Here is a 24925-nt window from a genome sequence, read left to right on the forward strand (position 1 = left end):
CCTGACGGATTCAGGAAACGATCGATTCGTTCTCGATCAGACGGCAGTGAATGCGGGCGGGAATTGGGGAATCCAGCGGAGGGAGTGGTATGAGGTCCTTGGGGAACATCACTCCCTCGGATTGCTTTTCAATCAGAGAGACCAGTTTGCACACCGCCCAGTAACCCATTTCATAATATGGCAGTTCAATGGTGGTGAGCTTGGGCGTGAACGTGTCAGAAACGGTTTTGTCGTCACCTACGCCGATGACGGAGATGTCCCTGCCCACGCTCAGACCCATCCGTGCGGCACATTCGTAGACGTACCAAGCACGCGCATCGTCATAGCAGAAGAACGCATCGGGATGCTGCGTCTCGATGAGGTGCTCCACGGCGTTCAGCGCCTCGTCGTTATGCGAGACGTTCGCCAGAAGATTATCGTCGAACGGAATGCCGGCTTTGTAAAGCATCTCACGATAACCTTCCAAGCGGGTGGCCTGCGCGATGGTTGGCACGCAGTTGCCGATGTATGCGATGCGTTTGGCTCCCGAATCGATAAGCCGCTTCGTGGCATCGTAGCCAATGTCGAACTCGCTGGACTCGACGATAGGGAAGCGGTTGTCGACCGTGTTTGTGGCGATGAGCACGAGAGGGTAATGCACCAAGTCGTCCGGGACCTCAGTGACCTGACTCGACGGCTGGGAGTAGAGGAAGCCGTCCATGCCGTATCGTTGCAGCGCCGCTGTCTGCTCCTCCTGTGAGGTCGATCCATCGGAGGTCACGAAAAGGACGACGTATCCAAGTTTGCTGGCGGCATCCTGTGCACCTTGCAGCATCTTCGCTACATAGGGGAACGAAGATATCTGTTCCGCTACGAAACCAAGGATGCTCGTCTTGCTCGTCCGCAATGAACGTGCCATGGGATTGGGACGGTAACCGAGCTCATTTGCAATTTTGCGCACCTTTGCGGCTATTTCGGTCTTGACGCGGCCGGAATCATGATTGTTCATCACCAATGAGACGGTGGATATCGATACCCCTGCCTTATCTGCCACATTCTTCATTGTAACCATGCTTACACTATAATACCGAGCTATCGGAAAAACAAAGCGGCATCTGGGTTTTTGGGGTGCATGGAGTTGTCGAAGGTTGACGTCATTCGTTTGACGCTTTTTTTGAAATTGTGGTGTGAGAGTAAGCAAAACGTTGTGATTTTCCAACGAAGACGCACACGAATTACTTCGACGTTGTGGTGTCATGCTCCTTGGTTAGAATTCTTCAATTGAACGTTATGATCCGTAACTCTGCACGGAAGGTGTATTGTGGCTGTTTCCAACCTTGATGAAGTGGTGTCTCTGGCAAAGAGACGTGGTTTTGTGTTTCCTGCCGGCGAGATTTACGGCGGGACGCGTTCGGCCTGGGATTATGGTCCGCTTGGTGTTGCGCTCAAGGACAATATCAAACGTCAGTGGTGGCGCAGTATGGTCGTCACCCGAGGCGACGTGCTGGGCGTGGATACGTCGGTGATCCTCCCCTCTGCAGTGTGGGAGGCTTCGGGGCATGTCAAGGTGTTTAACGATCCCCTGATCGAATGCCTCAATTGTCATAAGCGCCAGCGTGCCGATAAGCTTGAGGAAGCCTATGCGCAGAAACATGGCGACAAGATGCCTGAAGACGGTCTGAAGTCCATCGTCTGCCCCGAATGCGGGACTTGTGGGCAGTGGACCGAACCTCGCGATTTCAACATGATGCTTCGCACGCATCTGGGCCCGGTCGACGACGAGAACTCGTTGCATTACCTGCGTCCCGAGACCGCACAGGGCATCTTCGTAGACTTCAAAAACGTCATGGGTTCCTCACGTTCCAAACCGCCTTTCGGCATAGCGAACATCGGCAAGTCCTTTAGGAATGAGATCACCCCTGGCAACTTCATATTCCGAACCCGTGAGTTCGAGCAGATGGAGATGGAGTTCTTCGTGGAACCCGGAACCGATGAGCAGTGGCACCAATACTGGATAGATACGAGGACCCGTTGGTACACCGACCTCGGGATCAATCCCGAGAACCTGCGGCATTACGAACATCCGAAGGAAAAACTGTCGCATTATTCGAAGCGCACGGTCGACATCGAATACAAGTTCGGTTTCAAGGGTTCGGATTGGGGTGAACTCGAGGGGATCGCGAACCGCACCGATTATGACTTGAAAGCCCATGCACGGCATTCCGGTGAAGACCTGAGCTACTTCAATCAGGCCACCGGAGAGCGTTACGTTCCGTACGTCATCGAGCCGGCGGCGGGTTTGACCCGCTCTCTGATGGCCTTCCTTGTGGATGCCTACGACATCGATGAGGCCCCCAACGCCAAGGGCGGTGTGGATCGCCGCACGGTGTTACATCTTGATCCGCGCCTGGCTCCGATCAAGGCCGCGGTCTTCCCGCTGAGTAAGAAACCACAATTGCAGGGCATTGCGCATGACCTTGCCGCCGATCTGAGACAGAACGAGTTGATGGTAGATTATGACGAATCCGGTGCCATTGGACGTCGTTACCGTAGGCAGGATGAAATAGGAACGCCTCTGTGCGTGACTGTCGATTTCGATACCATCGATGACCAGGCCGTGACCATCCGGGAGAGGGACACCATGAGTCAAGAACGCGTCTCCTTGACTCAGGTGGCGAAGTATGTGTCAGATCGTGTGGCGGACAAGCGGGTGCGTTACCCGGAAGGTCCGGTGCAGATTGTCGGCACCCGTGCCGCCGATGGTGGTGAGGATGTGTCGAAGGAAAACGGCGTGGACGAGTCCGAGCCGGTGAGGATAGCGCAGGCTGGCGGGTTGTACTGAAAGGCTTGGATTGAGCTGAAGCATGTCGTGGCCTGCAGGTCGATTGACCTTGGGCCACGTTGTTTTTAAGGAGCAGTGAAAGAGGTTTGGTAATTTGATGGCCGTTGTAGATGAGGTCCCCTCGCCGGTTCAAGGTTCCGTCGAAGGGGGTTCGACGAACGTCTCCGAGGATCCAAATGGGGTGGGACGGAGCGGAACTCGTATCGCTCCCATCGAGCTGGGGCGATTGCATGTGCAGACGCCCGTCGTGCTCTCGCCCATGGCCGGGGTCACGAATTGGCCGTTTCGCGTCCTATGCGAATCCTATGGCCCGGACGGCCTCTATGTAGCCGAGATGATCACGGCAAGAGCTTTGGTGGCTAAGAATCCCAAAGCTTTTCGTCTCTGTCGTTTCGCTCCCTCGGAAAGAATCCGTTCGTTGCAGCTGTACGGCGTCGATCCGGCGATTGTCGAACAGGCCGCCCGTATGGTGGCCGATGGCGATATGGCGGATCATGTTGACCTGAATTTCGGTTGTCCCGTTCCCAAAGTGACCCGTAGGGGAGGCGGGTCGGCCTTGCCTTGGAAATTGGACCTCTTCAGGGAGCTTATCCATCGTGTCGTGGCCGTATGTGAGCCGGCTGGCATCCCTGTAACCGCGAAGATTCGCGTTGGGATCGACCTTGACCATGAAACGTACCTTGATGCGGGGCGTATAGCCCAGGATGAAGGATGCGCCGCAGTGACCCTGCATGCTCGCACCACCGCCGAATACTACGGTGGTCATTCGGATTGGAGCAAGATAGCACGGTTGGTGCAGGAGCTTGATATTCCTGTGTTCGGAAATGGCGACATCTGGGGTGCACAGGACGCTCTTGAAATGGTGCGTGAAACCGGTTGTGCCGGTGTTGCTGTGGGTCGTGGCTGTCAGGGCAGGCCGTGGATCTTTTCCGACATCAAGCACGCCTTCAACGGCGATCCTTCTAGGATGGATCCAACCTTGGGGCAAGTCTGCGAGGTCATACTGCGCCATGCGGGGCTTCTGATCGAGTTCTATGACGGCGACGAGTCCATGGCCGTTCATGATTTGCGCAAGCATATCGCCTGGTATCTTAAAGGCTTCCCCGTCGGCGGGCAGACTCGTCGTGCATTCATGGAATGTGAGACATTGCAGGATGTCAGAAGTTGTATGGATGGTCTCGACCTTTCCTCAAAGCTTCCCGATCGGCTGGTCGACAAGCCACGGGGCAGGGTGCGGTATGCGAAAAAGGTCCACCTGCCATACGGGTGGCTAGATTCCCGGACGACGAGCCATGAGCAGCGCGAATCGTTGTTCGGGGACGATCCCATGGATGCCGGCTACTGATTGCGGCTGTGCCCACTGTGCCCTGGCGTTCCCCGTGATCTGCCGAATATATGCCGTCCTTTTGGGAATGCAGGTCATATAATTGATGTAATAACGACAGTTGTGTAATTTTAATGGTACATACCCGGAAATATCCTTATCTAGGATGCATTTTGCGATAGAGTAGAGGCATGACCGCGAGTGACAGGAGACTATGGTGAGTGAGATTGCCCAGAATGACAATTTCAACGACAAGACCAGCATCAAGGTGGTGGGTGTTGGTGGAGCCGGAGGCAATGCGGTGAACCGCATGATTGCCGAAGGGTTGCAGAACGTTGAATTTGTCGCCATTAACACAGATGCCAAGGATTTGTTGCGCAGTGACGCGGACGTGAAGATATCGTTGAGCGACAACACCAGCAGGGGCTTGGGAGCTGGTGCCGATCCCGAAAAGGGATCCAAGGCCGCCCAAGATCACCAGTCAGACATAGAGGAGGCGCTCAAAGGCGCCGATATGGTCTTCGTGACTTGCGGCGAGGGAGGAGGCACCGGTACCGGTGCGAGCCCCATCGTCGCACGCGCCGCGCATCAGCAGGGGGCGCTGACCGTCGCTGTGGTCACCCGTCCGTTCGCTTTCGAGGGGCCTCAGCGTGCAGCTTCCGCAAAACTGGGCATCGAAAATCTTCGCAAGGAAGTTGACGCCCTGATCGTCATTCCCAATGATCGTCTCCTCGAACTCTCCGACCGTACCATAGGCATCATGGATGCCTTCAAGACTGCCGACAGCGCTCTTCTTGCTGGTGTGCAGGGCATTACCGACCTCATTACCATGAATTCCTACATCCACGTCGATTTCTCCGATGTGACGGCCATCCTGAAGGATGCGGGAACCGCGCTCTTCGGAATAGGGTCAGCAAGAGGCGAAGACAGGGCCACGCAGGCGGCCGAAATTGCCATCAGCTCGCCCTTGCTTGAGGAAAGCATCGAAGGCGCACATGGCGCGTTGATTAACATTGCCGGTCCGACCGATTTGAAGATGCAGGAGGTCAGCGCGGCCACGGAGCTTGTACGCAAGGCCATTCACCCTGAGGCTCAGATCATCTGGGGTCTTGCGATGGATGATGCCTATGGCGATGAGGTGCGTGTCACCGTCATCGCTGCTGGTTTCGACGCACACTCCAAAAAAACGGATGATGCACACGAGGGCAGTTCCGTCTTGGTGGATTCCGATTCTTCGGGATTCACTGTGCCCGGCGCTGGAGCTAAGTCTGCCGACCAAGTGAAGAAAGCGGAGGATGGCTTCGTTCCCGTCGATAGCGACGAATCCATCCCTTCAAGTGACGTCGCCAGTATTTCCGGTGACGCTTCTCCCAGTTCGGCCGGTATGACCGCGGATGACGATTCCACCACTGAATCGCACGGTGCCTACCATGATGGGCCGGAGACTTCGGACGACCTCGGAGATCTTGATCTTCCGGACTTTCTACGGTAAACGCGACAAAGAGAAGGAATTCATATGGCTGGAATAATGAAGCACGCCATGACATACCTGGGCATGGCCGACGTTGTTGACGACGACGGTTTGGAGGAAGATTCTGAGAGTGAGGAAGGTCGCGATGAGGTCGATTTCGACTCCGACCGTTCCCTCACCCCCATCATGGATTCCCAAAAGGGTTCTTCAAGGGATGGTGATGGTGGTGCGAACAACCCCTTCACCACAAAGTTGAACAGGATAACAACCATCCATCCCAAGACATATGAAGATGCCGAGGCGGTTGGACGGGCGATACGTGACGGCATTCCCGTCGTCCTCAATCTGACGGGGGTCTCCCAGGAACTTGCGTACAGAATCATCGACTTTTCGATGGGGCTTATTTTCGGACTCCGGGGCTCGGTGGAGCGAGTGACTGCAAGGGTGTTCCTCCTCAGTCCCGCCCAGGTCAACATAAAAGTCGAACAATCTGACGGCTTGGGATCGGACGAGGCCATATTCTGAGTGCGCTCTTTGCGTTATCCTAGGTGTGTGGTTTGATCTGCCCCCTACCGATGCCGTAATCGTGTCCGTTCCATAAGGCAGGTGAGGTTGTGTTGATGATGTATTCGCTGCTTTTCATACTTGCTTGGGTTATAGGTATATACAGCAATGTCCTGCTTATCCGGGTGATTATCGATTGGGTACTGTATTTGCTTCCCAATTACAGGCCCGGCCAGGTAGTAGGCGCCATCGTGAACGTCTTCTATGTGTTGACCGACCCGCCGTTGCGTTGGTTGCGCCGCTATATACCGCCAATTCGTTTGGGCAATGTAAGTTTGGACATCTCTCCGTTGCTGCTCTGGTTTGTTTTGGATATCGCAGTTGCGGTGATTCGTATCCTCGCGTGAACCATGCAAAGCCATGTTTCCGGCACATGGATGCCGTCCTTTGTGTAGGTTGAACCGGGAATAGCAAATTCGCCGTGGGGAAAACATTCTCAAACTGCAGATCGAAGCTTGTCGATGATGCGAAGCAGGAGCGTCCTGGGACCTTGAGGAAGTGGAGGAGTGGCGTCGCCGTTGCACAGCGCCTGGGCATGGTCGAGATGTTTTTTTACCTCATTCTTGCTGGCAAGCATGTAATCGGGATGTCGACTGAAATACTCCAGGATGAGGTCGGGCTTGTCCTTGATGAGCAGCGCTTCGAATCCGGGGTCGTCTCGCAGCGCCAGAATGACCGGCAGGGTGTAGATACCGCTGGTGATGTCTTCCAGCTTCGGCTTGTCGGACTTCTGAGTCAGATCGAAATCGTCGATGTCGTCGATGATTTGGTAAGCCATGCCTAATTCTTCACCGATTGCCGCAGCCCGGTCAATGCAGGACGAGTCACTTCGCCCAACCGCCAGTATGGTTCCCGTCGTGCAGGCCAATCGGAATAACGTGGCGGTTTTGCCGCGTATGGCGCGTTCATAATCTTCGATGGTCACCGAACAATCATGCGCCAGCGAAGACTGAAATAGGTCGCCTGCCACGATTTCATTGACATCATGAGCTTGTTGGACAAGAAAGCCGGTGTCAGGTGCCACAGTGGCCATGACCTCCATGTATCGTGACAAGAGCAGGTCACCGAGGTAAATCGCCGCCTTGTTGCCGTCAAGGGTTTGTACAGTAGGTTTCCCACGGCGTACTGGTGCGTTGTCTATAACGTCATCATGCGCCAACGTCGCCAAGTGCAGCATTTCGATGGCGGTCGCACCAATCAGCGTCCGCGCGTGCCTGCCGATTCGCTTGCCGGATTCGTCCTCCTCGACCGATGAGGCCATGCTCGGTAGGCTTTCCACACGTCCCTCTTCATCGGCGGTCATCTTGGTGTCTTGTGATTCGTCGGGACGCCTAAAATCGTTTGAACCGTGTTCCTGAACTTCCGCGGCATAGGAGAAGATGAGCGTCAGCGTGGCACGTATCAGTTTGCCGTGGTTGTCCAGAAGATTGGCGTAATCCTCACCGTAGGCAATTGAGCTGCTTCTTTCTTCATGGAGCAGGCGTACCACCTGAGCCAAATCTTTCTTCAGCTTGTTCTCTTCTTGGTTCAGCATTATCGCCCAATCTCCTACGACCGTTAATGGTTCTTTGATGCTTCACAATATATCATGAAGAGGTACACAACATAGGTTGAAACGTTTTATTAACCCTTGCTATTCGACATTATTGATACGCGTGGCCGAAAGCACACCTTCCAGATTGGTCAGATCTCGAATGAGAGTCGTCGGGTTCTTGCCGCGAATCTCCAGGTCGGCCGTCACAATGCGCTCAGGGCCGTCATCACGTGCTTCATCATCTTCTTCTCCGTCTATAGGCACGTCGGCACCACTGTGCTTGTGAGTGGAAAAACCTTCCACGGAAACACCGTGGACCGCGCAAAGCGCGAGGATCGAGCGTAGGGTGCCGTGGCCGTCCTTGTATCGCAGGCGCAGGATGTCGTTCGTGTCGAAACCGGGGAGAACGTTCCTGGTCAGGTATGGGATAAGCATCACCGTCAGGAAGTAGATCACGGTGCAGATGGCGGCGATGAGGACCATGCCAGCCCCGCAAGCGGAACCGATCGCCGCGGTGAGCCAGATGGAGGCTGCAGTAGTCAGTCCTCGTACGTGCGACCGTTGGGTGAAGACTAGGCCTGCGCCAATGAAGCCTATGCCTGAGACTATTTGTGCTGCGATACGTGAGGGGTCGAGGCGTATGTTCGCACTGATGACGTCCATGAAACCATATTTGCTGATGATGACGAATAGCGCCGAACCCACCCCGACAAGCGCGTGGGTTCTGATGCCTGCGTCCTTATGCCGTAGCTGTCTTTCGGTGCCGATGGCGGTCGATAGCACGAACGCCGCGAAGAGAAAGGCTGCCTGCCGTATCAACATCAGATCCAAGGTCATGGTCAATCCCCGCTTTTATCCGTGGGCGCCGCATGCTGGGCTATCTCGATCTGCTCCTTGAGCCAGATGCGTTCGGCCGGATCGATGTCCATTTTGTCGAGGTATTTCTGGTAAACGGGGTAGAACAATCTCAGTGCCGGGTACAGTGCGTATAGCGTTCGTTCGGTGTTGTGCTTTCTGGAATGTGAGGGATGGGCTTCGAACGTGTTGCGAAAGCGCCTCATGTAATTGCGGAACGATGAAAATGAAGTGTCCATGCGGCGTGCAGATACGCCTGTAATCATCCGGCTTGAATACACGGTTTTGAGGTGTTGGTCTATCAGATGCAGAGACAGGTCGATGTCTTCGTGCATGATATCCGCCTTGTCCCTGCAGACGAAGGGCTGTATCTTATCCCACGCGCTGTGCCGTATGGCCATGTTCGATCCGAAAAGCAGGACTTGGTTGTCATCCGCCCGGTACGTGTTTTCACGAACGACCTGATCGCCCTTGAGCCCCACGCGCTTCGCGGGCATATCGTAGTAGACGGCTGGTCCGGTGGCTCCCATGGCCTCGGGGTCGTCGGTGAAGATTTGCGTGACGATTTCGACCCAATCGGGTTTGATCATGCAGTCCGCATCGACCCTTCCCAGAATGTCGCCGCCCGCTTTGGAAAAGCCGTAGTTTCTCGTCGGAATGAGTCCCTGTTCCGTGTCCTGTTCCTCCAAACGCACGGGCAGTGTGGGGTGTTCGGCAATGAACGCCTTGACCAAATCGACAGTGGAATCGGTGGAAAGGTTATCGACAACGATCACCTCATAAGGCATCAGGCTTTGCCGTGTCGCATTGATCAAACAGTTGACGATGTGCTCCTGTTCGTTGAATGCGGGAATGACGATCGAAACTTTCAGCATGGTTCACTAGGATAGTGCAACAGCCATACACAGGGCGTTTTACGGACAACGGCGCGGTTGCCCGTGTCATTGGTAGTATTGGAGTCATGACCGAAAAGGACGATGGCAGATTTGATTTCGCCTCAGTGTTTCCCAGCAAAGGAGATTCACGCCGCCCACCCGATTGGTGGGGGGCGTGCTCTGCTGTACGCCGTGATAGCGGTTTTCCTCGCGATATTCGTCTGGCAGTCCTGGGGCAAGATTTCGTACATCGTACTGGATCTCATCATCGCCATGTTCATCTCCTTGGCCCTGGAGCCTTTGGTCGTGCGTCTGGTGCGCCATGGATGGAAGCGGGCCTTGGCATCGGCACTGTGCCTTGTGGGACTCATTATCGTCGCGTTGGCTCTCCTGCTGATGTTCGGCAAATTGTTCGTCGATCAGGTCATCTCTATGATTGCCGGTGTCCCGGCCTTGTACGGTCAGCTGCGCTCGTTCGTATCGCAGTACACCGATTTCAAGTTGCCCGAGATGAACAGTCTCGGCAATGAGATGCTACGCAACCTGCAGACCTCTTGGGTCACCAATTTCGCCGGTCAGGCATTGAACACGACAGTGGCTTTCTTCAGTGTGATTCTCAATCTATTCACTGTGCTCATGGTTTCCTACTACATTTCGGCTTCCGGTCCAAAAATGCGCAGAAGCGTGTGCCAGTGGCTTGCCCCAAAGGTACAGCGTCGTTTTCTGCTCGTATGGACCGTGGTTCAGGATCAGATTTCGGGATTCCTTTTCTCGCGTTCGATTCTCGCGTTGCTCAATGCGTTCTTCACCTCGATCTTCCTCATGGCCACAAAGGTGCCTTATTGGCTGCCTCTTGCCGTCTTCTGCGGGCTTGTCTCACAATTCGTACCGACTGTCGGAACATACATCGGAGGGGCTCTTCCGGTCGTCTTCGCCTGGAGTCTGCGTGGGTGGACTTGGGGCTTGGCGGTGGTCGCGTTCATCGTCGTGTACCAGCAGATCGAGAACCTTATCTTCTTGCCGAAGGTCTCCCAGCGAACCATGGATCTCAATCCGGCCATCGCATTCCTATGCGTTCTCATCATGGGTGCTCTCTTCGGGGCGTTGGGGGCCTTTCTGGCTCTTCCCGTCACCGCCAGCCTGCAGGCCCTGTTCAAGGTGTACACCAGGAAATACGAACTTGTGGGTTCACCGCTGATGGACGATCCGACGCCCGTTTCCAGGTCTAAGGTCGTCGAAGGCGCGGAGGCGTTCAACGAGCACGTCATTCGACCGGTTGCCGACCATATCCCTAGGGCAGCCAAGGGGAGCAGTGCCAGGGTTCCGGTGAACGACGAGATGCGCGCATTGCAGGAAGAGGTGTATCATCTTGCGCACGACGACTCGGTCGCGGCGCCGCATTCGTCGGATGACTCGTTGACGGTGGCTATCCCCAAGGGGATTCTGCATGACGAGGATATGCGCAAGGGGGTCGATAAAGCATCGACGGACCTACGGGCACAACCTGCGGGGGAACGGAAAGAAGGCCGTGAACCGGCCGAGCACAATGATAATCCGAGAGGCGGTTGGCGCTGATGGTCTTGCTTGCCATACTTGATGTTCTTATCTTCATTTTGGGAGTCGCCGGTGCCGCCTACCAGGGCGTGTACATCCTGGCTTCATTGTTCCACAAACGCATCGTCTTTCCCGACGCGCCCATGGACAAACGTTACGCCGTACTGATCTCCGCACGTAATGAGGAGAATGTCATCGGAGGATTGATCTCCTCCATCCACGAACAGACGTATCCGTCATCTCTCGTAGACATTTGGGTGGTGGCCGACAACTGCACGGACGGCACTGCTGCGTTGGTCAAGTCTCTCGGTTGCGACGTGGTCGAGCGACGTGATCAGGAGCATATCGGCAAAGGGTACGCCCTGACCTACCTTCTGGACGAGATGATCGCCCAGGGCCGTGCCGGCGATTATGATGCTTTCTTTGTCTTCGACGCCGACAATCTTCTTGACAAGCATTACATCGAGGAAATGAACAAGGCATTCCAATCCGGTTTCCGCATTCTGACGAGCTATCGCAACTCGGTCAACCTGTCAAAGAACTGGGTCTCTTCTGGTTCCGCGTTGTGGTTCATCCGCGAATCACGGTTCGTCAACAATTCGCGCATGCTTCTGGGTTCCAGCTGCCACGTGGGTGGGACCGGCTTCATGTTCTCTCAGGAAATCATGCGTCGCAACAACGGTTGGAAATTCCATCTGCTGACGGAGGACCTCGAGTTCTCTATGGACTCTGTTCTTCACGGCGACCGCATCGGTTATTGCGGCACCGCCATCCTCTATGATGAACAGCCCGTGACGTTCGAACAGAGTTGGCGTCAGCGCCTTCGTTGGAGCAAAGGCTTCCTGCAGGTGTTTCGCTATTATGGACCAAGGTTGATCGTGAGAGCCGTCAAGGAGCGTGACTTCTCCGCTTTCGACTTCACACTGCTACTCTGCCCGTTCACGGTGGTAACCGTGGTCAGGTATGTTCTTGGGGTGTTGTTCGCTGTGCTCGGGTTCATTTCCTGGTCCTCATTGTGGTTTTCGTTGGAAAGTCTGCTTGTCGGCGCGTTCCTGGGAATGATAGGGCTGATGGGGCTTGCAGCGCTCACTGTGTTTGCAGAGCGCGACCAGATTGGAGCCACGAACAAGGAGCTTTTCGCCTATGTCCTGAGCTTCCCGATTTACATGTTCAGTTATGTGCCCATATCGTTCCAGGCGATTTTCGCGCGTGCCAACTGGAAACCTATCGAACACCGCGGCGTGGTCGATGGCGGGAAGGTCGAAGAGGCCTTACCAGATACCGGCGAAGAACAGAACGATACGAAGCACTGAAAGCCCGCAAAGGGCATGGGCTGGTCGTTGACGGATAGGACGACAAGGACCAGCGCGGGAAAGAAGCGGCCATATGGTTTACTCCTCATCGCTGCGGCAGGCGGTCGGAGCCGTGAGATCCGGTCTTGGGTCAATTGGCCTTGGGTCACAAGATGCGCGGTTCGCGCTTCACGGCGAGCATGCGGCCAGTACCGACGCGCCATTGGTCTTGGTCGCATGCTCGGGTGGCAGGGATTCCATGGCGTTGGCGTTTGTGTCCCAGAAGGTGTGTGCAAGCCTTGGAGTGCGATGCGGCGCGATTATAATCGATCACCGTTTGCAGCTTGGATCTTCCGATGCGGCTCGAACTGCCGCGATGCAGTGCGGTCGTTTGGGGCTTTCTCCAGTCATCAGGGTTGAAGTCGATGTTGATGTTAGCCGTGCGGGCGAGGAGGCTGGCGCACGCGAGGCCCGGTACCAGGCTTTGAGTGATGTCGCGACTTGGTTTGGTGCCGCTGCGGTCTTGTTGGCGCATACGCTCGACGATCAGGCGGAAACGGTCTTGATTGACCTCATGCGGTCATCGGGAGTCTCCGCTTTGACCGGCATGTCCGACGTCATTGACTGGAACGGTGTTACGTTTGCACGCCCTTTTTTGGGGCTCACACGTGAGCAGACGACCGCGGTGTGTCGCGATTGCAAGATCGCATGGTGGGACGACCCGACCAACGGTGCCGGTATGAGCCCGGACGCACCGCTGCCTCAGGGGTACCCGCTTCGCTCCAGGGTTCGTCACACTGTCATGCCTTTCCTTGAACGGTTCGCCGGTGGAGGAGTGGCGCGTCATCTGGCCTATGGTACGAAATCGGCCCGTCAGGACGAGGATTTCCTCAACGCATGCTGCGATGAGGCGTATTCGCACATCGTCCGGTGCGATGCCAAAGGTGGTTTGCTCATCGACGCTTCCGCCCTGCAGACAAGGCATGCCGCCATCCGTTCGCGTGTGGTCATGCATGCGCTCAACGAACTTGGAATCGCGTTCACATCGGCGCATGTGGATTCGATTGTGAATTTGGCGACTCACTGGCATGGGCAAGGCGAGGTCAGTCTTCCCAGCGGGTATTCAGCAAAACGGAAGAAACACGTCATTCGCGTGTGTAAAAATGGTACCCATGCGAATCGCTGACATACAGGAAGAAATAGACCACGAACTCATTCCCCATGAGCGGATTATGGGGCGCATACAGGAAGTCGCCGCGGAGGTGAGCAGAGATTACAAGGAACGTTACCCGTTGCTCGTAGGAGTGCTCAAAGGGGCCGTCAATGTCATGGTTGCCTTTTCGCAGGCTTTGAGCATTCCGGTTGAGATGGATTTCATGAGCCTTTCCAGCTATGGATCCGGTGTCAGAAGCCAGGGTGAGATCACTGTCAGGCAGGATCTATCTACGGATGTCGAAGGGCGTGACGTCCTTATCGTCGAAGACATCATCGATTCGGGACTGACCTTGGACTGGTTGAAAAGGGAACTCCGGCGCCGTGGTGCGGCCTCGGTTGAGGTTTTTGCCCTTTTGGAGAAGCCTGAGCGCAGGGAAGTGGACGTGGACGTGAAGTATAAAGGTTTCGAGGTTCCTGATGTATTCGTAGTTGGTTTCGGCCTTGATTATGCGGAAAGGTTCCGCAATCTAGATTCCATCGCCGTTTTGAAGGCATCGGTATACGAAGGAGAACACGCATGAGCAACACTCAACCGCCGATGGGCTCACCCAACGGCAATCTAGGTCCCGGTAGGGATCCCCGTCAAGGCAATAACCCATTCGGTCGCAACAGTGTAGGCGGCGGACCGGGCAACCAGGGCAAGCGGTCTTGGTGGCAGTCGCCTTGGGTCTGGGTCTCGGCGCTCGTCGTGCTTGCGCTTATCGGCATGCAGATGTTCATGGGTTCCGGCTCGCAGAATATCGATACGCGTGACGGCATGAACTTGTTGTACGGAGCGGTGAAGACCGACGGTTCGGTGAACGCGGACCGCGCGGACAAAAGCGTCTTGCCTTACCGTGGAGTGTTCATGAACCCTTCGGGTGGCAAGAACGACAGCAAATCGAAATCGGATGCGCAGGATTCCGGCAAAGGCAAATCCGACGATTCCGATAAGTCCGATAAGTCCGACGAACAGAACAAATCGGAGAAGTCGGATGCCACAGGAGCGCGTACCGGCGTGCAGGACGGAGAGGCATCCGGCCGTGCCACCAATGCCGCCCAGAAACTCGACATGAACGGATATGTTTCGGTCGAGCGTGCGACCGTCGTCGACAACGGGCAGCAGGTGAAGCTCAAGCTGAGCGATGATTTCATCAAGAAGGATCCGAAGACCGGTAAGCCCCACATATATGGGCGAGACGTGCAGTTCTACTACACTCAGGCTCAGGAGACGCAGGTCGTTGAGGCTGTACGTATGGCGCAGCCCAAAGACGGTTGGAACACCGAGATCGCTTCGGACAGCATCTGGACCACCCTGCTCATCCAGTTTCTCCCGTTGGTGCTGTTTATTGCGCTGATGTACTGGATGTTCAGCAAGATGTCGAACACCGGAGCCGGCATGTTCGGCATGGGCGGCAATAAGAACAACGGGAAGTTGCTGGAAGGGGAAACGCCTACCACCAAATTCTCCGATGTCGCCGGAGAGCAGTCAGCGGTCGAGGAGGTCGAGGAGATCAAGGACTTCCTCAAAGACCCATCGAAATACAATGCGTTGGGCGCCAGGATTCCACGGGGCGTGCTGCTCTACGGTCCTCCGGGAACCGGCAAGACGTTGCTTGCACGCGCCATCGCGGGTGAGGCCGGTGTGCCGTTCTATGCCATGGCAGGTTCCGACTTCGTAGAGATGTTCGTAGGTCTGGGTGCTTCGCGTGTTCGTGACTTGTTCGAAGAGGCGAAGAAGAACGCCCCCGCCATCATCTTCATCGATGAGATCGACGCGGTGGGCCGTAAACGCGGCTCGGGCATGAATGGCGGGCATGACGAGCGTGAGCAGACGCTTAACCAGCTTCTTGTTGAGATGGACGGCTTCGACAACAACACGAACCTCATCATCATCGCCGCGACAAACCGTCCGGATGTGCTCGATTCGGCGTTGTTGCGCCCAGGCCGTTTCGACCGGCAGGTGGCGGTCGAGGCGCCTGATCTTGAGGGACGTGAGGCGATTCTTAAGGTACATGCGAAAGGTAAGCCGTTCGTGCCCGATGTGGATCTGCATACCGTCGCCGTACGCACCCCGGGATTCACGGGGGCTGACCTTGCCAACGTGCTCAACGAGGCTGCCTTACTCTGCGCAAGGGCGGGCGCTCAGCTCATTGACAACCGTGCGATTGATGAGGCCATCGACCGAGTCCAGGCCGGACCGCGGCGCCAATCACGTGGTATGGCGCTTGAGGAGATGCGCAACACTGCGTATCACGAAGGCGGTCACGCCATGGTTGCAGCAGCGTTGCACTACACCGACCCGGTTACTAAGGTGACGATTCTGCCGCGTGGACAGGCATTGGGTTATACGGCTGTTCTGCCAACTTCTGACCGATATTCGCAGTCGCGTTTCCAGCTGCTTGACCAGATGGCCTATGCCATGGGTGGGCGCACCGCGGAGGAGGTTGTCTTCCATGACCCCACCACCGGCGCATCGAACGACATCGAAAAGGCGACGAAAATTGCGCGTACGATGGTCATGGAATACGGACTCTCCTCGACGCTCGGGGCGGTCAAATGGGGTGCGGCCGAGCCTGATGGCGAATCGGTGGATGCATTCTCGCACAAGTATTCGGAGAAGACCGGAGAGATCATTGATGAGGAAGTGCGCAGCCTCGTTGAAACCGCTCATACGGAAGCGTGGAGAATCATCAGTGACAATAGGGATATCCTTGATGAGCTTGTCCGTCAGCTCCTTGTAAAAGAGACCTTAAACGAGAAGGAACTTGCAGAAATATTCAAGGATCTGCGTAAAGCTCCTGAACGTGACCTTTGGCTTTCTGACCCGAAGCGTTTTGACTCAGATGTGCCGCCGGTCGAAATTCCTGAGTCACTGAAGAAGTCCATGGAAGAGAAGTAGAGATATGGCTGTTGAGCGTGGCGTAAGACTTGAGCTGGACTCGAGTTTTGGTGCGGTTGAAGGTGTTCATGCCGATGTGAGATTGCGATTTGACGACGATCGGTTGGACGTTACGCTCTGTGATATCCCTGTTTCCCGTGTTGCTTCTGACGATGGGTATGAGGAATACAGCGCAGTCGTTTCCATGCAGGCTGTCGTGCCGGATGCCCAGCAGCGGTTCAAGAGCATTCTGGCTTCACTGGATTCCTTGACGGGAAATCAGGTGGAAGGCGTCTCTGCGCTTTATCATGTAATGAACGTGGACAAACCTGACGGACTCAGCGCTGTGGCTATCGTCTCAACGCGCCTTGATATGCAGGGTTTTAGGACATATCTCAGAGCGTTGAGCGATAGTCAGGAAGGGGCGGTCGATTTGCGGTTGGTCGATATGCATGATCCTGAAGGCCACAGCATTGCGTATGGGCATGGCAATGAAAGCGATGGCAGCGATCGAGTGAACGATGAAGATGTTCAGCACGATGCTGCAGTGTTGATTCCTTGGCTGGATATGGACACGCAAGCTCGGCTGGGCAATGATCCCGTTTCCTACCTCCTTGCATTTGCACCGAATTCAGCTCAAGTGGGTATGCTTTCGGAGGAATGGATATTGGGGGACACCCTATGAGAGTGCAACGCACCCCATGGTGGTACTTTCCAATAGCCATCATTATAGGTTGGTTCTTTGGCACTGTTGCCGTCAAGACAGCCGAGAAAAGTGGTGTTTCACTCATTGGTGCGCCTTGGACCATACCGATAGCTTTGGTGATTGTCGGTTTGGTGACGTTCTACCTTGCTTGGCAGGTGCACCAATATGTGACTGCTAATAATGATAAGCGTAAAAGTTGGTTCGATCCCAAGCGTGCTGTATTCGCATTGGTTCAATCAAAGGCTCTTGGTATTGCAGCCGCCCTTCTTGCCGGTTGGTATCTTGGTCAGTTCGTGCTGCTCATAGCGCATGTTGAAGCGCCGTATTACCGAACTATCGTCATCCAATGCGGCGTGACCGGACTGGTGTGTCTGGCGGATATGGTCGTAGGTATCGTTGGCGAGTGGATGTGCCAGCTGCCACCTATCGACGGGCCAGAGAACCCCAGTGCGAAGCGGAAGTGCAAAAAAGGGAACGGGCTGTTTCAGCCGGCCACTAAGGAACGGTACTGAGAATTAGTCGGTTGTCCCTTGCTTTGGTGTAGAACGTCGAGTGTTGTATGAGCATTACGTTGGAACTTGTCTTGTGCCGTCATTTTCCCAGACCACAACATTCATACGGGCATGATGTTGGTCCGCTATGTGTGGTCATGCAGGCGACGCAGAATCGAAATCATCGTGTAACCATTCTCAGTATTTTGATACACTGTTCTGTGTATTGACACAAGCGAAACAGGGGAGCAAGGGCTATGGCATTCGATGACGATCTGCAGTCCACTCTGGCTGAATACCGTATTTTGCTCATTGTACTGCGCACTGCGAAGTTTCGTACGCAGCTGGGAAGATTACTCACCGGCGAGGACGTGAGAAACACGGTGGAAGGCCCACTTGGTCAGCTCGATTGGCTTGGTCGCCAAGGCGACGATAATTGCGGCAATGAAAATGCTGACGAATCTGACAAGAGGGTTGTGAATGCCGATGTGCTGGCTTCACGTTTGGAGAGTCTTGCAACGTTGATGGGCGAGACAGCGATACTCCATTGCGGCAGGATAGCCCAGCTGCCGACCTCACCAGAGGGCAAGCACCGTGTGGTGAAGGCGGTGATAGATCGAGTCTTCGAAGCTGGAACTGGCCCACGTGGATGGCTCACTGAGCCGCAGGTGAACGACCGACTTTCGATGGTGGTGGAAGACGTGTCCGCAGTGCGCCGTCTCGCCGTCGACTTCGGCATTCTGAACCGTGCCGATGATGGCAGCCGCTATTGGTTGGCCGCATCGTAGTGCCTGCACCGTGGTTGTGTCGCTGAGGTCGCTGCAAATTTGGCTCGCTCGAAGGAACTGATTTGGGGTCTTGCTGCCTATTTGGCTTCGGGGACGCGCATCATGGCGTCCTGGGTCATGGCGGCCACCAACTCGCCGCTCTTGGTGTAGACCTTCGCGGTGCCGAGGGCACGTCCGTGGCCTGCAACCGGTGCATCCTGAACGAAGAGATGCCACTCGTTCATGTCAATGTCGCCGTACCACCACATGGCGTGGTCGATGGACGCATAGAAGATGCCAGGTGTGGCGGTGGAGTAGCCGGCGCGGCGTAGGTCGGGTTCCATCATGAGCTGGTCGCATTCGAAGGCCAGCAGCGCGCGGTGCATCGTCTGCGAAACGTCAACGGGGTGCAGTAATCGTGCCCACACCATCTGCTTGCCTGAGTCGGCTTTATGGCTGGCCTCGTCGGGCGTGAGCATGACGGTGGAGCCGATGTGGCGCAGGTCAAAGGGCGACTGTTCGGCATAATATTTAGCGAACGCCGCTTTCGCGGCGTACGGGCTCATCAGTTGCTGTGCGCTTGTCAGGCTTTCCGGATCCGGGAGGTCCTGCATCATGTGGTCATGGAATTCCACACCGGTCTGACCCTGCTTCTGGAAGCTAGCCAGAGCGGTGAAAAGCGTGGATTCGGACTGTGTTGCGGTGATCTGACGCGTGGAGAAGGATCGTCCGTCGCGCAGCGTCTTCACGTCATACAGCGTGGTTTCATCTAGCTTGCCGACGGTAAGGAAACATTCATGTATGGAATCCGGTACTTTGTCGTCAGTTATGGTCGCCGCCGCCGCCATGACCGCCTGAGCGGAGAGCTGACCGCCGTATATGCGTTCGGTGGGGTAGTAGAGGTTCGGTCCGGTGACGTAGGCATGGTCGCGGTCGACGCGAGGCTCGCCAAGCGTGAGTGTATCCACCAGTTCCTCTACCGCGACAACCTCTTTATGATTCTCCATACCGGTACCTCGATTTATCTTTTACGCGCGCATTATTGACTTAAGTGATTCTAACAGCATAGCGTCACCATACATGATTCTCTTCTTTCTTGGCATATCCCTGTGGCGATCGGTCTATCACGTTTTGTGGTCCTGCCTGAAAGGGTCGTATGCTTTATTGAAGTGCGACTTTTTAGGCATATTATAAAAATCATAGGAAGTGTCGGAAGACACCTGCATGCTGAATCGTTTCGAGGGCTTGTATATCGACTTATTCAACGAAGGTTACTGGTTTCGAATGCAGATGCAACATTTTCATATGGTGGGTGGTCTTGATTGATGCCTATATGAATATGCATATATGCATGTGTGTTATTGCGACGGTGTTTTGTCGGTGACGAAAACACGAAAACGCAGGAGATGAACCTCGCCGTTGTCTTGTTGCTTTGTGTCTTTCGTTTGTGGCTACTGGACATACAGGTCATTTCTGGGCGGCTTACTGCGATGCGCTGTGCGGGACAATGAGGACTTCACGATTCTCTCCCTCGCCAGACTCTTGACTAGTTGAGACAATAGGTTGTATTTGACTGGTTGAAGCAGAAGAAAACGAAATAAGGCGAGCAATAAGGGGAGAATGACTGGCATTGGTTTTCATGCCAGTCATTCGTTCTTGTGGGCATCTGCCGAGAGGTCAGCGCGTAAGCTTGCGGTGGATGCGGTGGGGGCGGCTGGCCTCCTCACCGAGGCGCTTGACCTTGTCCTCCTGATAGGCCTGGAAATTGCCCTCGAACCAGTGCCATCTGGCCGGGTTCTCGTCGTCGCCCTCCCAGGCGAGGATATGCGTGGCGATGCGGTCGAGGAACCAGCGGTCGTGGCTGATCACCACAGCGCAGCCTGGAAAATCGATGAGCGCGTTCTCCAAGCTTTCCAGCGTCTCCACGTCCAGGTCGTTGGTGGGCTCGTCAAGCAGGAGCAGGTTGCCTCCCTGCTTGAGGGTGAGCGCGAGGTTCAGTCTGTTGCGTTCACCACCGGAGAGCACGCCCGTCAGCTTCTGCTGGTCGGCGCCCTTGAAACCGAAGCTCGCCACGTAGGCGCGGGTCGGCACCTCCACACCCGCCACTTCGATAAAGTCGTTGCCGCCGGAGACCGCCTCCCAGAGGTTCTTGTTCGGGTCGAGGCCTTCGCGTCCCTGGTCCACATACGAGATTTTGACGGTCTCGCCGATCTTCAGCTCGCCGCTGGTCAGCTTCTCTTGGCCTACGATGGTTTTGAACAGTGTGGACTTGCCTACGCCGTTCGGACCAATGATGCCCACAATGCCGTTGCGCGGTAGGGTGAAGGACAGGTCGTCGATGAGCACGCGGTCACCGAATTCCTTGCGGATATGCTTGGCCTCCAGTACGTCGGAGCCCAGACGTGGCCCTGCAGGAATGACGATTTCGGAGAAGTCGAGTTTCTTGTTGTTTCTCGCCTCGGTCTCCATCTGGTCATATCGTTCGAGTCTGGCCTTGTTTTTGGCCTGACGCGCCTTGGGTGAGCTCTTGACCCAGTCCAGCTCGTTTTTTAGTCGTTTGGCGAGTTTGGCGTCCTTCGCGCCCTGAACTTCCAGACGTTTCTCCTTGGTGGCCAGGTAGGTGGAATAGTTGCCCTTGTATGGGTAGAGCTGTCCGCGATCGACTTCGCAGATCCATTCAGCCACGTTGTCCATGAAATAACGGTCGTGTGTCACGGCGATGACCGCACCCTTGTAGTTGTGCAGGAACTGCTCCAACCACAGGATGGACTCGGCGTCCAAATGGTTGGTGGGCTCGTCGAGGAGCAGAAGATCCGGGGCCTGAAGCAGCAGCTTGCACAGAGCCACACGTCGTCGTTCGCCGCCTGAGCACACCTTCACCGGTGTGTCCGGGTCTGGACACTGCAGCGCGTCCATGGCCTGCTCCAGCTGGGAGTCCAGATCCCAGCCGTTGGCCGCGTCGATCTGTTCCTGCAACGTGCCCATCTCGGTCATCAGTGCGTCGTAGTCGGCATCGGGGTTGGCCATCTCCTCCCCGATCTGGTTGAACCTGGTCACCTTCTCGGCGATATCGCCAAAGGCCATCTTGATGTTCTCACCGACCGTCTTCGTCTCGTCCAGTGGAGGCTCCTGCTCAAGGATGCCAACCGAATAGCCTGGTGTGAGTGTGGCCTCGCCATTCGAAACGGTCTCCTGACCGGCCATGATCTTCAACAAGGTGGACTTGCCCATGCCATTGGGGCCTACTACGCCGATTTTGGCGCCGGGCAAAAAACTCAGGGTCACGTTGTCGAGGATGACGCGTTCGCCGTACGCCTTACGTGCGTTGATCATCTGAAAAATAAAGTCAGCCAACTATGTTTTCCTTCATACTTGTGTTTTCGTGCCACTTTGGGCATACCTCTTATTCTCACATGTCAATGCGACACTCGGTGCTTGAGGCGAACATGGACATCGCGCCCGTGACAGCTAGCAAACGGGGTTCGAATCATCATTTTTTGTGATACTATGTGGCATTTGTTCAGTCGGGAATATAGACCTAGAATGCTGTGTTGTCTGTGGGGTACGTGTTCTTCGGCAGGACATGGGAAGGCTGACCATGTCGCAAGCGTGGAAGGAAGAGGTCTATGGTGCAGGATTATGGCAGGCCGTCAGAGGCGTTGACAATAGAGAATCCGCTGAGCTCTGGAATGGCAAGGGTTCCTTCGGGAATCGAGCGTTCCAGCGGTGTTGTCCTTCAAGGACGCCGTTTGCGTTCCTTCGCGTACAGCACCGATGTTGCCGTAATCAGAAACACCAATGCGGATGCCATCCTCGCCGTATATCCATTTACCGGACAACCGGTCATCACCCAGGCGTTGATCACCGTGGCCCAGGCTCCTGTGTTCGTTGGTGTAGGAGGTGGAACAACGACCGGTGCACGAGTTATAGAACTGGCTGTGTTCGCGGAGATGCAGGGAGTCTCAGGTGTGGTGCTCAACGCTCCCGCACCGCCGCAGACCGTACAGGAGGTCGCGATGTCGGTCAATATTCCGGTCATGGCCACAGTGATTGATTTCAATGATGACGTGAAGCGCAAAATCGAGGCAGGGGCCCGCATCATCAATGTGGCTGCGGGCAAACGCACCGCCGAAGTCGTGTATGAGATCAAGCAGCGTTATCCCGAGATTCCTCTGGTAGCCAGTTCAGGTGGATCCGAGACTTCGATCAGGCAGACCATCGAAGCCGGAGCGAACGCGCTCTCTTGGACGCCGCCCAGCGCGCAGGACCTGCAGAAGTCGATGATGGCGAGCTACCGGGCCGGCCAAGGTCCACATGGGGCCGAGGCGTCACCGGCGGATCCGATTTCGACCGAGACCGCGGCGAACTTCGAACAGCCGCAGGACACCCCGTCAGGCACGCATCATCCGCGTCACAAAAAGGAATCCTCCCTCATCGTGCCCGAAGAGAGGCGGGAGGTCTGAAACCGGATCGAAACCATAGGACCTTGCTATACCCCTTGGAACTCGCATAACCAACCAAGATGTGTGGCCTTGTTGCTATAATGAGATGTCCATTGTGAAGCCGTGATATTTCAGCATTCGAGGCTTCGTTTTTTGAAAGGCTATCGTGCCGAATTTTCATTCGCAAAGGCAGAGCGCTGCCGTTTATTCTGGTAAGAACACGCAACAACATAACAACATGTCCGAGGACGCGGCTGTATATGCTGCTTCTGGGGACGGCCCCGAGCGCAGCTTCAGCGAGTTGGGCGTACCCGGTCCACTTGTCTCCGTCCTTGCGTCGGACGGAAAGGCCACGGCGTTTCCGATTCAAGCCGACACCCTTCCGGATTCCCTTGTAGGACGGGATATCTTAGGCAGAGGCGAAACCGGTTCAGGCAAGACCTTGGCGTTTGCCATCCCATTGGTCGCGCGTCTTTCCGGAGAGTCGGACGCGCTTCAAGAATCCTCCCATGAAGGCCCGGCCTATGTTCAGAAAGATGCGGTGAGGACGTCGCGCTTCACTCCCGCGCCCAGGGGTATGGTGCTTGCTCCCACCCGTGAGCTTGTCAATCAGATCGATGAGGTGATTGCACCGTTGGCGGCGGCTTATGGCATGACCACTTGCACGATCTATGGCGGGGTCAAGTACAGTAGGCAGATACGTCAGTTACGTGCCGGTGCGGAAATCATCGTGGCTTGTCCAGGACGTTTGGAAGACCTGTTGAACCAAGGTGAGTTGACCTTGGGCGATGTCGAGGTGTCCGTGCTTGATGAAGCCGACGAGATGGCCGATATGGGCTTTCTGCCGTCGGTGACGCGGCTGCTTGAGCAGGTGCGCCCGGAAGGTCAGAGGATGCTGTTCTCTGCGACGCTTGACCATGGTGTTGACAAGGTCGTCAAGCGCTTCCTGCATGACGCGAAAGTGCATGAGATCGCTCCGGCGAACGCTCAGGTCGATACCATGACCCACTATATCTTCGAAGTATCCCAGGGCAATAAATACGAAGTGATTCGTGAACTGGCATCGGGACTCGGCAAGCGCATACTCTTCACCAGAACCAAATACCAGGCCAAGAAGATGGCCGACAAACTCGTCAAGGCCGGTATTCCCGCGGTCGATCTGCAGGGCAATCTCTCACAGAACCAGCGTGACAGTCATTTGGCAGCCTTCAGCGAAGGGCAGGTGCGGGTGATGGTCGCCACGGATGTGGCCGCACGCGGGATCGATGTCTCCGATGTGGCGCTGGTAGTGCAGACCGAACCGCCGGAGGATCCCAAATCCTTCCTGCACCGTTCGGGAAGGACCGCTCGGGCAGGTGAATCCGGCGACGTGGTCACCTTGGTTCTGCCAAATCAGCGCCGCGGGGCCAGACAGATGCTGCAGCGTGCCGGCATCAAGGTGAAAAGTCAGCAAATCGTGCCTGGATCGAAGGAGCTCGATGATCTCGTCGGTGAGCATGCTCCTTTGGTCAAGGACTGGACTCTTACAGTACCCGTTGTCAATCGCAAGGCAGGTCGTTCCGGTCGCTCGGGCGCTGGCTCGGGCCGTGGCCCGAGACGGCGGACGGCTCAAGGGGAGCGCGGCCACGGCGCAGAACGCGAAAACGTAGGTCGTAAGGATCGCCGTCGCGATCGGGACCGGGGTGAATATCGTTCGGCTCGTTTCGATGGGTCGGACCGCGAAGCCGGCGCTCGTTCGAATCGTCGTGCCCCCCGTTCTCAGGGTGGATCGGACAAAGGGATCCGCAGATATGTGAGCGGTGAGGACCGTCCGTTCGAAGGCCGCACTGACCGACGCCGTGGCGGAGACGCTCGACGTGACGGTTTCGACGGCATTCGTGACGGCAATCCGCGCTATGCTGAAAGTGAAGGGCGCCGCAACGCAAACGGTGTACGCCGTTCCTCGAAATCAGTGAAAGCGGGCCGGGGCGTGCAACGTTCGTATGATCAAAGCAAAAGTGGTCGGGCTGCAGGCGGCTTCAACCACGGCAAGAACAAGAAGCGCAATGCGGTTCCTTTCCGTCGCAACGGCAAATGACGCGCTTTTGCCAGTAAACGGGGCATGATATTTCGTCAGACCAACGCCACCGGGCTGTCTTCTTCGGCGGCGTTAGT

20 protein-coding genes and 1 pseudogene are annotated in these 24925 nt (G+C 55.8%); 15 read left to right on the forward strand and 6 right to left on the reverse strand.

The annotated features are described in order from the left end of the window. Window positions 1-10: 10 nt before the first annotated feature. Window positions 11-1051 carry a LacI family DNA-binding transcriptional regulator gene (locus BBOMB_RS01610; RefSeq protein ID WP_044086530.1) on the reverse strand — a complete coding sequence of 347 codons (1041 nt, stop codon included), beginning with the start codon at window positions 1049-1051 and terminating at the stop codon, window positions 11-13. Window positions 1052-1300: 249 nt separating this feature from the next. Between BBOMB_RS01610 and BBOMB_RS01615 the strand changes: the two genes are divergently transcribed. The 5 genes from BBOMB_RS01615 to BBOMB_RS01635 all read left to right on the forward strand — a co-directional run bounded on the left by BBOMB_RS01615 (window position 1301) and on the right by BBOMB_RS01635 (window position 6527). Then, window positions 1301-2821, forward strand: coding sequence for a glycine--tRNA ligase (locus BBOMB_RS01615; protein ID WP_044086532.1), 1521 nt, complete (start codon window positions 1301-1303; stop codon window positions 2819-2821). A gap of 97 nt (window positions 2822-2918) precedes the next feature. Beyond that, a complete protein-coding gene (gene dusB, locus BBOMB_RS01620) occupies window positions 2919-4166 on the forward strand; it encodes a tRNA dihydrouridine synthase DusB (protein ID WP_081867223.1) in 1248 nt (415 codons plus the stop codon). 196 nt (window positions 4167-4362) lie between these two features. Beyond that, entirely contained in the window at window positions 4363-5637 is a 1275-nt protein-coding gene (gene ftsZ / locus BBOMB_RS01625; protein ID WP_152570104.1) for a cell division protein FtsZ, read from the forward strand. Window positions 5638-5661: 24 nt separating this feature from the next. Continuing rightward, window positions 5662-6141: a cell division protein SepF gene (locus BBOMB_RS01630; RefSeq protein ID WP_044086537.1), complete on the forward strand. Its 480-nt coding sequence runs from the start codon at window positions 5662-5664 to the stop codon at window positions 6139-6141. Between the two features lie 95 nt (window positions 6142-6236). After that, window positions 6237-6527, forward strand: coding sequence for a YggT family protein (locus BBOMB_RS01635; protein ID WP_044086539.1), 291 nt, complete (start codon window positions 6237-6239; stop codon window positions 6525-6527). Window positions 6528-6616: 89 nt separating this feature from the next. Here BBOMB_RS01635 and BBOMB_RS07475 read toward each other — a convergent pair whose 3' ends face one another. The 3 genes from BBOMB_RS07475 to BBOMB_RS01650 form a co-directional block, all read right to left on the reverse strand. After that, the gene (locus BBOMB_RS07475) at window positions 6617-7714 is read right to left on the reverse strand and encodes a polyprenyl synthetase family protein (RefSeq protein WP_052377334.1); all 1098 of its coding nucleotides are present in this window, start codon (window positions 7712-7714) and stop codon (window positions 6617-6619) included. Between the two features lie 99 nt (window positions 7715-7813). Next, entirely contained in the window at window positions 7814-8536 is a 723-nt protein-coding gene (locus BBOMB_RS01645) for an MgtC/SapB family protein (RefSeq protein ID WP_081867364.1), read from the reverse strand. A 17-nt stretch (window positions 8537-8553) separates the two neighbouring features. Next, window positions 8554-9444 (reverse strand): glycosyltransferase family 2 protein, encoded by an 891-nt coding sequence (locus tag BBOMB_RS01650; protein ID WP_044086542.1) that lies wholly within the window; start codon window positions 9442-9444, stop codon window positions 8554-8556. Between the two features lie 86 nt (window positions 9445-9530). Here BBOMB_RS01650 and BBOMB_RS01655 point away from each other — a divergent pair. From BBOMB_RS01655 to BBOMB_RS07480, 8 genes and pseudogenes are all read left to right on the forward strand, one after another. Continuing rightward, a pseudogene (locus BBOMB_RS01655) lies at window positions 9531-11019 on the forward strand (AI-2E family transporter). Beyond that, window positions 11019-12311 carry a glycosyltransferase family 2 protein gene (locus BBOMB_RS01660; protein WP_081867224.1) on the forward strand — a complete coding sequence of 431 codons (1293 nt, stop codon included), beginning with the start codon at window positions 11019-11021 and terminating at the stop codon, window positions 12309-12311. Before BBOMB_RS01655 ends, BBOMB_RS01660 begins: the two are co-directional and overlap by 1 nt. Window positions 12312-12384: 73 nt before the next feature. Continuing rightward, window positions 12385-13476 carry a tRNA lysidine(34) synthetase TilS gene (gene tilS / locus BBOMB_RS01665; protein ID WP_044086544.1) on the forward strand — a complete coding sequence of 364 codons (1092 nt, stop codon included), beginning with the start codon at window positions 12385-12387 and terminating at the stop codon, window positions 13474-13476. Continuing rightward, entirely contained in the window at window positions 13463-14026 is a 564-nt protein-coding gene (hpt, locus tag BBOMB_RS01670; protein WP_044086545.1) for a hypoxanthine phosphoribosyltransferase, read from the forward strand. The genes tilS and hpt overlap by 14 nt, the downstream gene beginning before the upstream one ends. Window positions 14027-14352: 326 nt before the next feature. Then, the gene (ftsH, locus tag BBOMB_RS01675; RefSeq protein WP_238549912.1) at window positions 14353-16386 is read left to right on the forward strand and encodes an ATP-dependent zinc metalloprotease FtsH; all 2034 of its coding nucleotides are present in this window, start codon (window positions 14353-14355) and stop codon (window positions 16384-16386) included. 4 nt (window positions 16387-16390) lie between these two features. Continuing rightward, on the forward strand, window positions 16391-17050 hold the full coding sequence (locus tag BBOMB_RS01680) for a hypothetical protein (RefSeq protein WP_044086546.1): 660 nt from the start codon (window positions 16391-16393) through the stop codon (window positions 17048-17050). Next, the gene (locus BBOMB_RS01685) at window positions 17047-17583 is read left to right on the forward strand and encodes a DUF3180 domain-containing protein (protein ID WP_044086548.1); all 537 of its coding nucleotides are present in this window, start codon (window positions 17047-17049) and stop codon (window positions 17581-17583) included. Before BBOMB_RS01680 ends, BBOMB_RS01685 begins: the two co-directional genes overlap by 4 nt. A 236-nt stretch (window positions 17584-17819) precedes the next feature. Beyond that, complete coding sequence (locus BBOMB_RS07480; RefSeq protein ID WP_052377336.1) at window positions 17820-18350, forward strand: DUF2087 domain-containing protein; 531 nt, start codon at window positions 17820-17822, stop codon at window positions 18348-18350. A gap of 77 nt (window positions 18351-18427) precedes the next feature. On the opposite strand, the gene BBOMB_RS01695 is transcribed toward BBOMB_RS07480, so the two are convergent. Both BBOMB_RS01695 and ettA read right to left on the reverse strand, forming a co-directional pair. Then, entirely contained in the window at window positions 18428-19336 is a 909-nt protein-coding gene (locus tag BBOMB_RS01695; RefSeq protein WP_044086550.1) for an acyl-CoA thioesterase, read from the reverse strand. Window positions 19337-20006: 670 nt separating this feature from the next. After that, complete coding sequence (gene ettA, locus BBOMB_RS01700; RefSeq protein WP_044086552.1) at window positions 20007-21683, reverse strand: energy-dependent translational throttle protein EttA; 1677 nt, start codon at window positions 21681-21683, stop codon at window positions 20007-20009. 272 nt (window positions 21684-21955) lie between these two features. On the opposite strand from ettA, the gene BBOMB_RS01705 reads away from it, so the two are divergent. Together BBOMB_RS01705 and BBOMB_RS01710 are read left to right on the forward strand one after the other, a co-directional pair. Further along, the gene (locus BBOMB_RS01705) at window positions 21956-22792 is read left to right on the forward strand and encodes a dioxygenase (protein ID WP_152570092.1); all 837 of its coding nucleotides are present in this window, start codon (window positions 21956-21958) and stop codon (window positions 22790-22792) included. Between the two features lie 217 nt (window positions 22793-23009). After that, the gene (locus tag BBOMB_RS01710; RefSeq protein WP_044086883.1) at window positions 23010-24848 is read left to right on the forward strand and encodes a DEAD/DEAH box helicase; all 1839 of its coding nucleotides are present in this window, start codon (window positions 23010-23012) and stop codon (window positions 24846-24848) included. Window positions 24849-24925: the final 77 nt, after the last annotated feature.

It is taken from the genome of Bifidobacterium bombi DSM 19703 (assembly GCF_000737845.1).
In the GTDB taxonomy this organism is placed as follows: domain Bacteria; phylum Actinomycetota; class Actinomycetes; order Actinomycetales; family Bifidobacteriaceae; genus Bifidobacterium; species Bifidobacterium bombi.

Bases quoted from the DNA above. Each gene is read 5' to 3' on its own strand.
- BBOMB_RS01610 (WP_044086530.1), bottom strand. From the start codon at position 1,051: ATGGTTACAATGAAGAATGTGGCAGATAAGGCAGGGGTATCGATATCC.
- dusB (WP_081867223.1), top strand. From the start codon at position 2,919: ATGGCCGTTGTAGATGAGGTCCCCTCGCCGGTTCAAGGTTCCGTCGAA.
- BBOMB_RS01630 (WP_044086537.1), top strand. From the start codon at position 5,662: ATGGCTGGAATAATGAAGCACGCCATGACATACCTGGGCATGGCCGAC.
- BBOMB_RS01635 (WP_044086539.1), top strand. From the start codon at position 6,237: ATGATGTATTCGCTGCTTTTCATACTTGCTTGGGTTATAGGTATATAC.
- BBOMB_RS07475 (WP_052377334.1), bottom strand. From the start codon at position 7,714: ATGCTGAACCAAGAAGAGAACAAGCTGAAGAAAGATTTGGCTCAGGTG.
- BBOMB_RS01645 (WP_081867364.1), bottom strand. From the start codon at position 8,536: ATGTTGATACGGCAGGCAGCCTTTCTCTTCGCGGCGTTCGTGCTATCG.
- BBOMB_RS01650 (WP_044086542.1), bottom strand. From the start codon at position 9,444: ATGCTGAAAGTTTCGATCGTCATTCCCGCATTCAACGAACAGGAGCAC.
- BBOMB_RS01660 (WP_081867224.1), top strand. From the start codon at position 11,019: ATGGTCTTGCTTGCCATACTTGATGTTCTTATCTTCATTTTGGGAGTC.
- tilS (WP_044086544.1), top strand. From the start codon at position 12,385: ATGGTTTACTCCTCATCGCTGCGGCAGGCGGTCGGAGCCGTGAGATCC.
- hpt (WP_044086545.1), top strand. From the start codon at position 13,463: ATGCGAATCGCTGACATACAGGAAGAAATAGACCACGAACTCATTCCC.
- ftsH (WP_238549912.1), top strand. From the start codon at position 14,353: ATGAACCCTTCGGGTGGCAAGAACGACAGCAAATCGAAATCGGATGCG.
- BBOMB_RS01680 (WP_044086546.1), top strand. From the start codon at position 16,391: ATGGCTGTTGAGCGTGGCGTAAGACTTGAGCTGGACTCGAGTTTTGGT.
- BBOMB_RS01685 (WP_044086548.1), top strand. From the start codon at position 17,047: ATGAGAGTGCAACGCACCCCATGGTGGTACTTTCCAATAGCCATCATT.
- BBOMB_RS07480 (WP_052377336.1), top strand. From the start codon at position 17,820: ATGGCATTCGATGACGATCTGCAGTCCACTCTGGCTGAATACCGTATT.
- BBOMB_RS01695 (WP_044086550.1), bottom strand. From the start codon at position 19,336: ATGGAGAATCATAAAGAGGTTGTCGCGGTAGAGGAACTGGTGGATACA.
- BBOMB_RS01705 (WP_152570092.1), top strand. From the start codon at position 21,956: ATGGTGCAGGATTATGGCAGGCCGTCAGAGGCGTTGACAATAGAGAAT.
- BBOMB_RS01710 (WP_044086883.1), top strand. From the start codon at position 23,010: ATGTCCGAGGACGCGGCTGTATATGCTGCTTCTGGGGACGGCCCCGAG.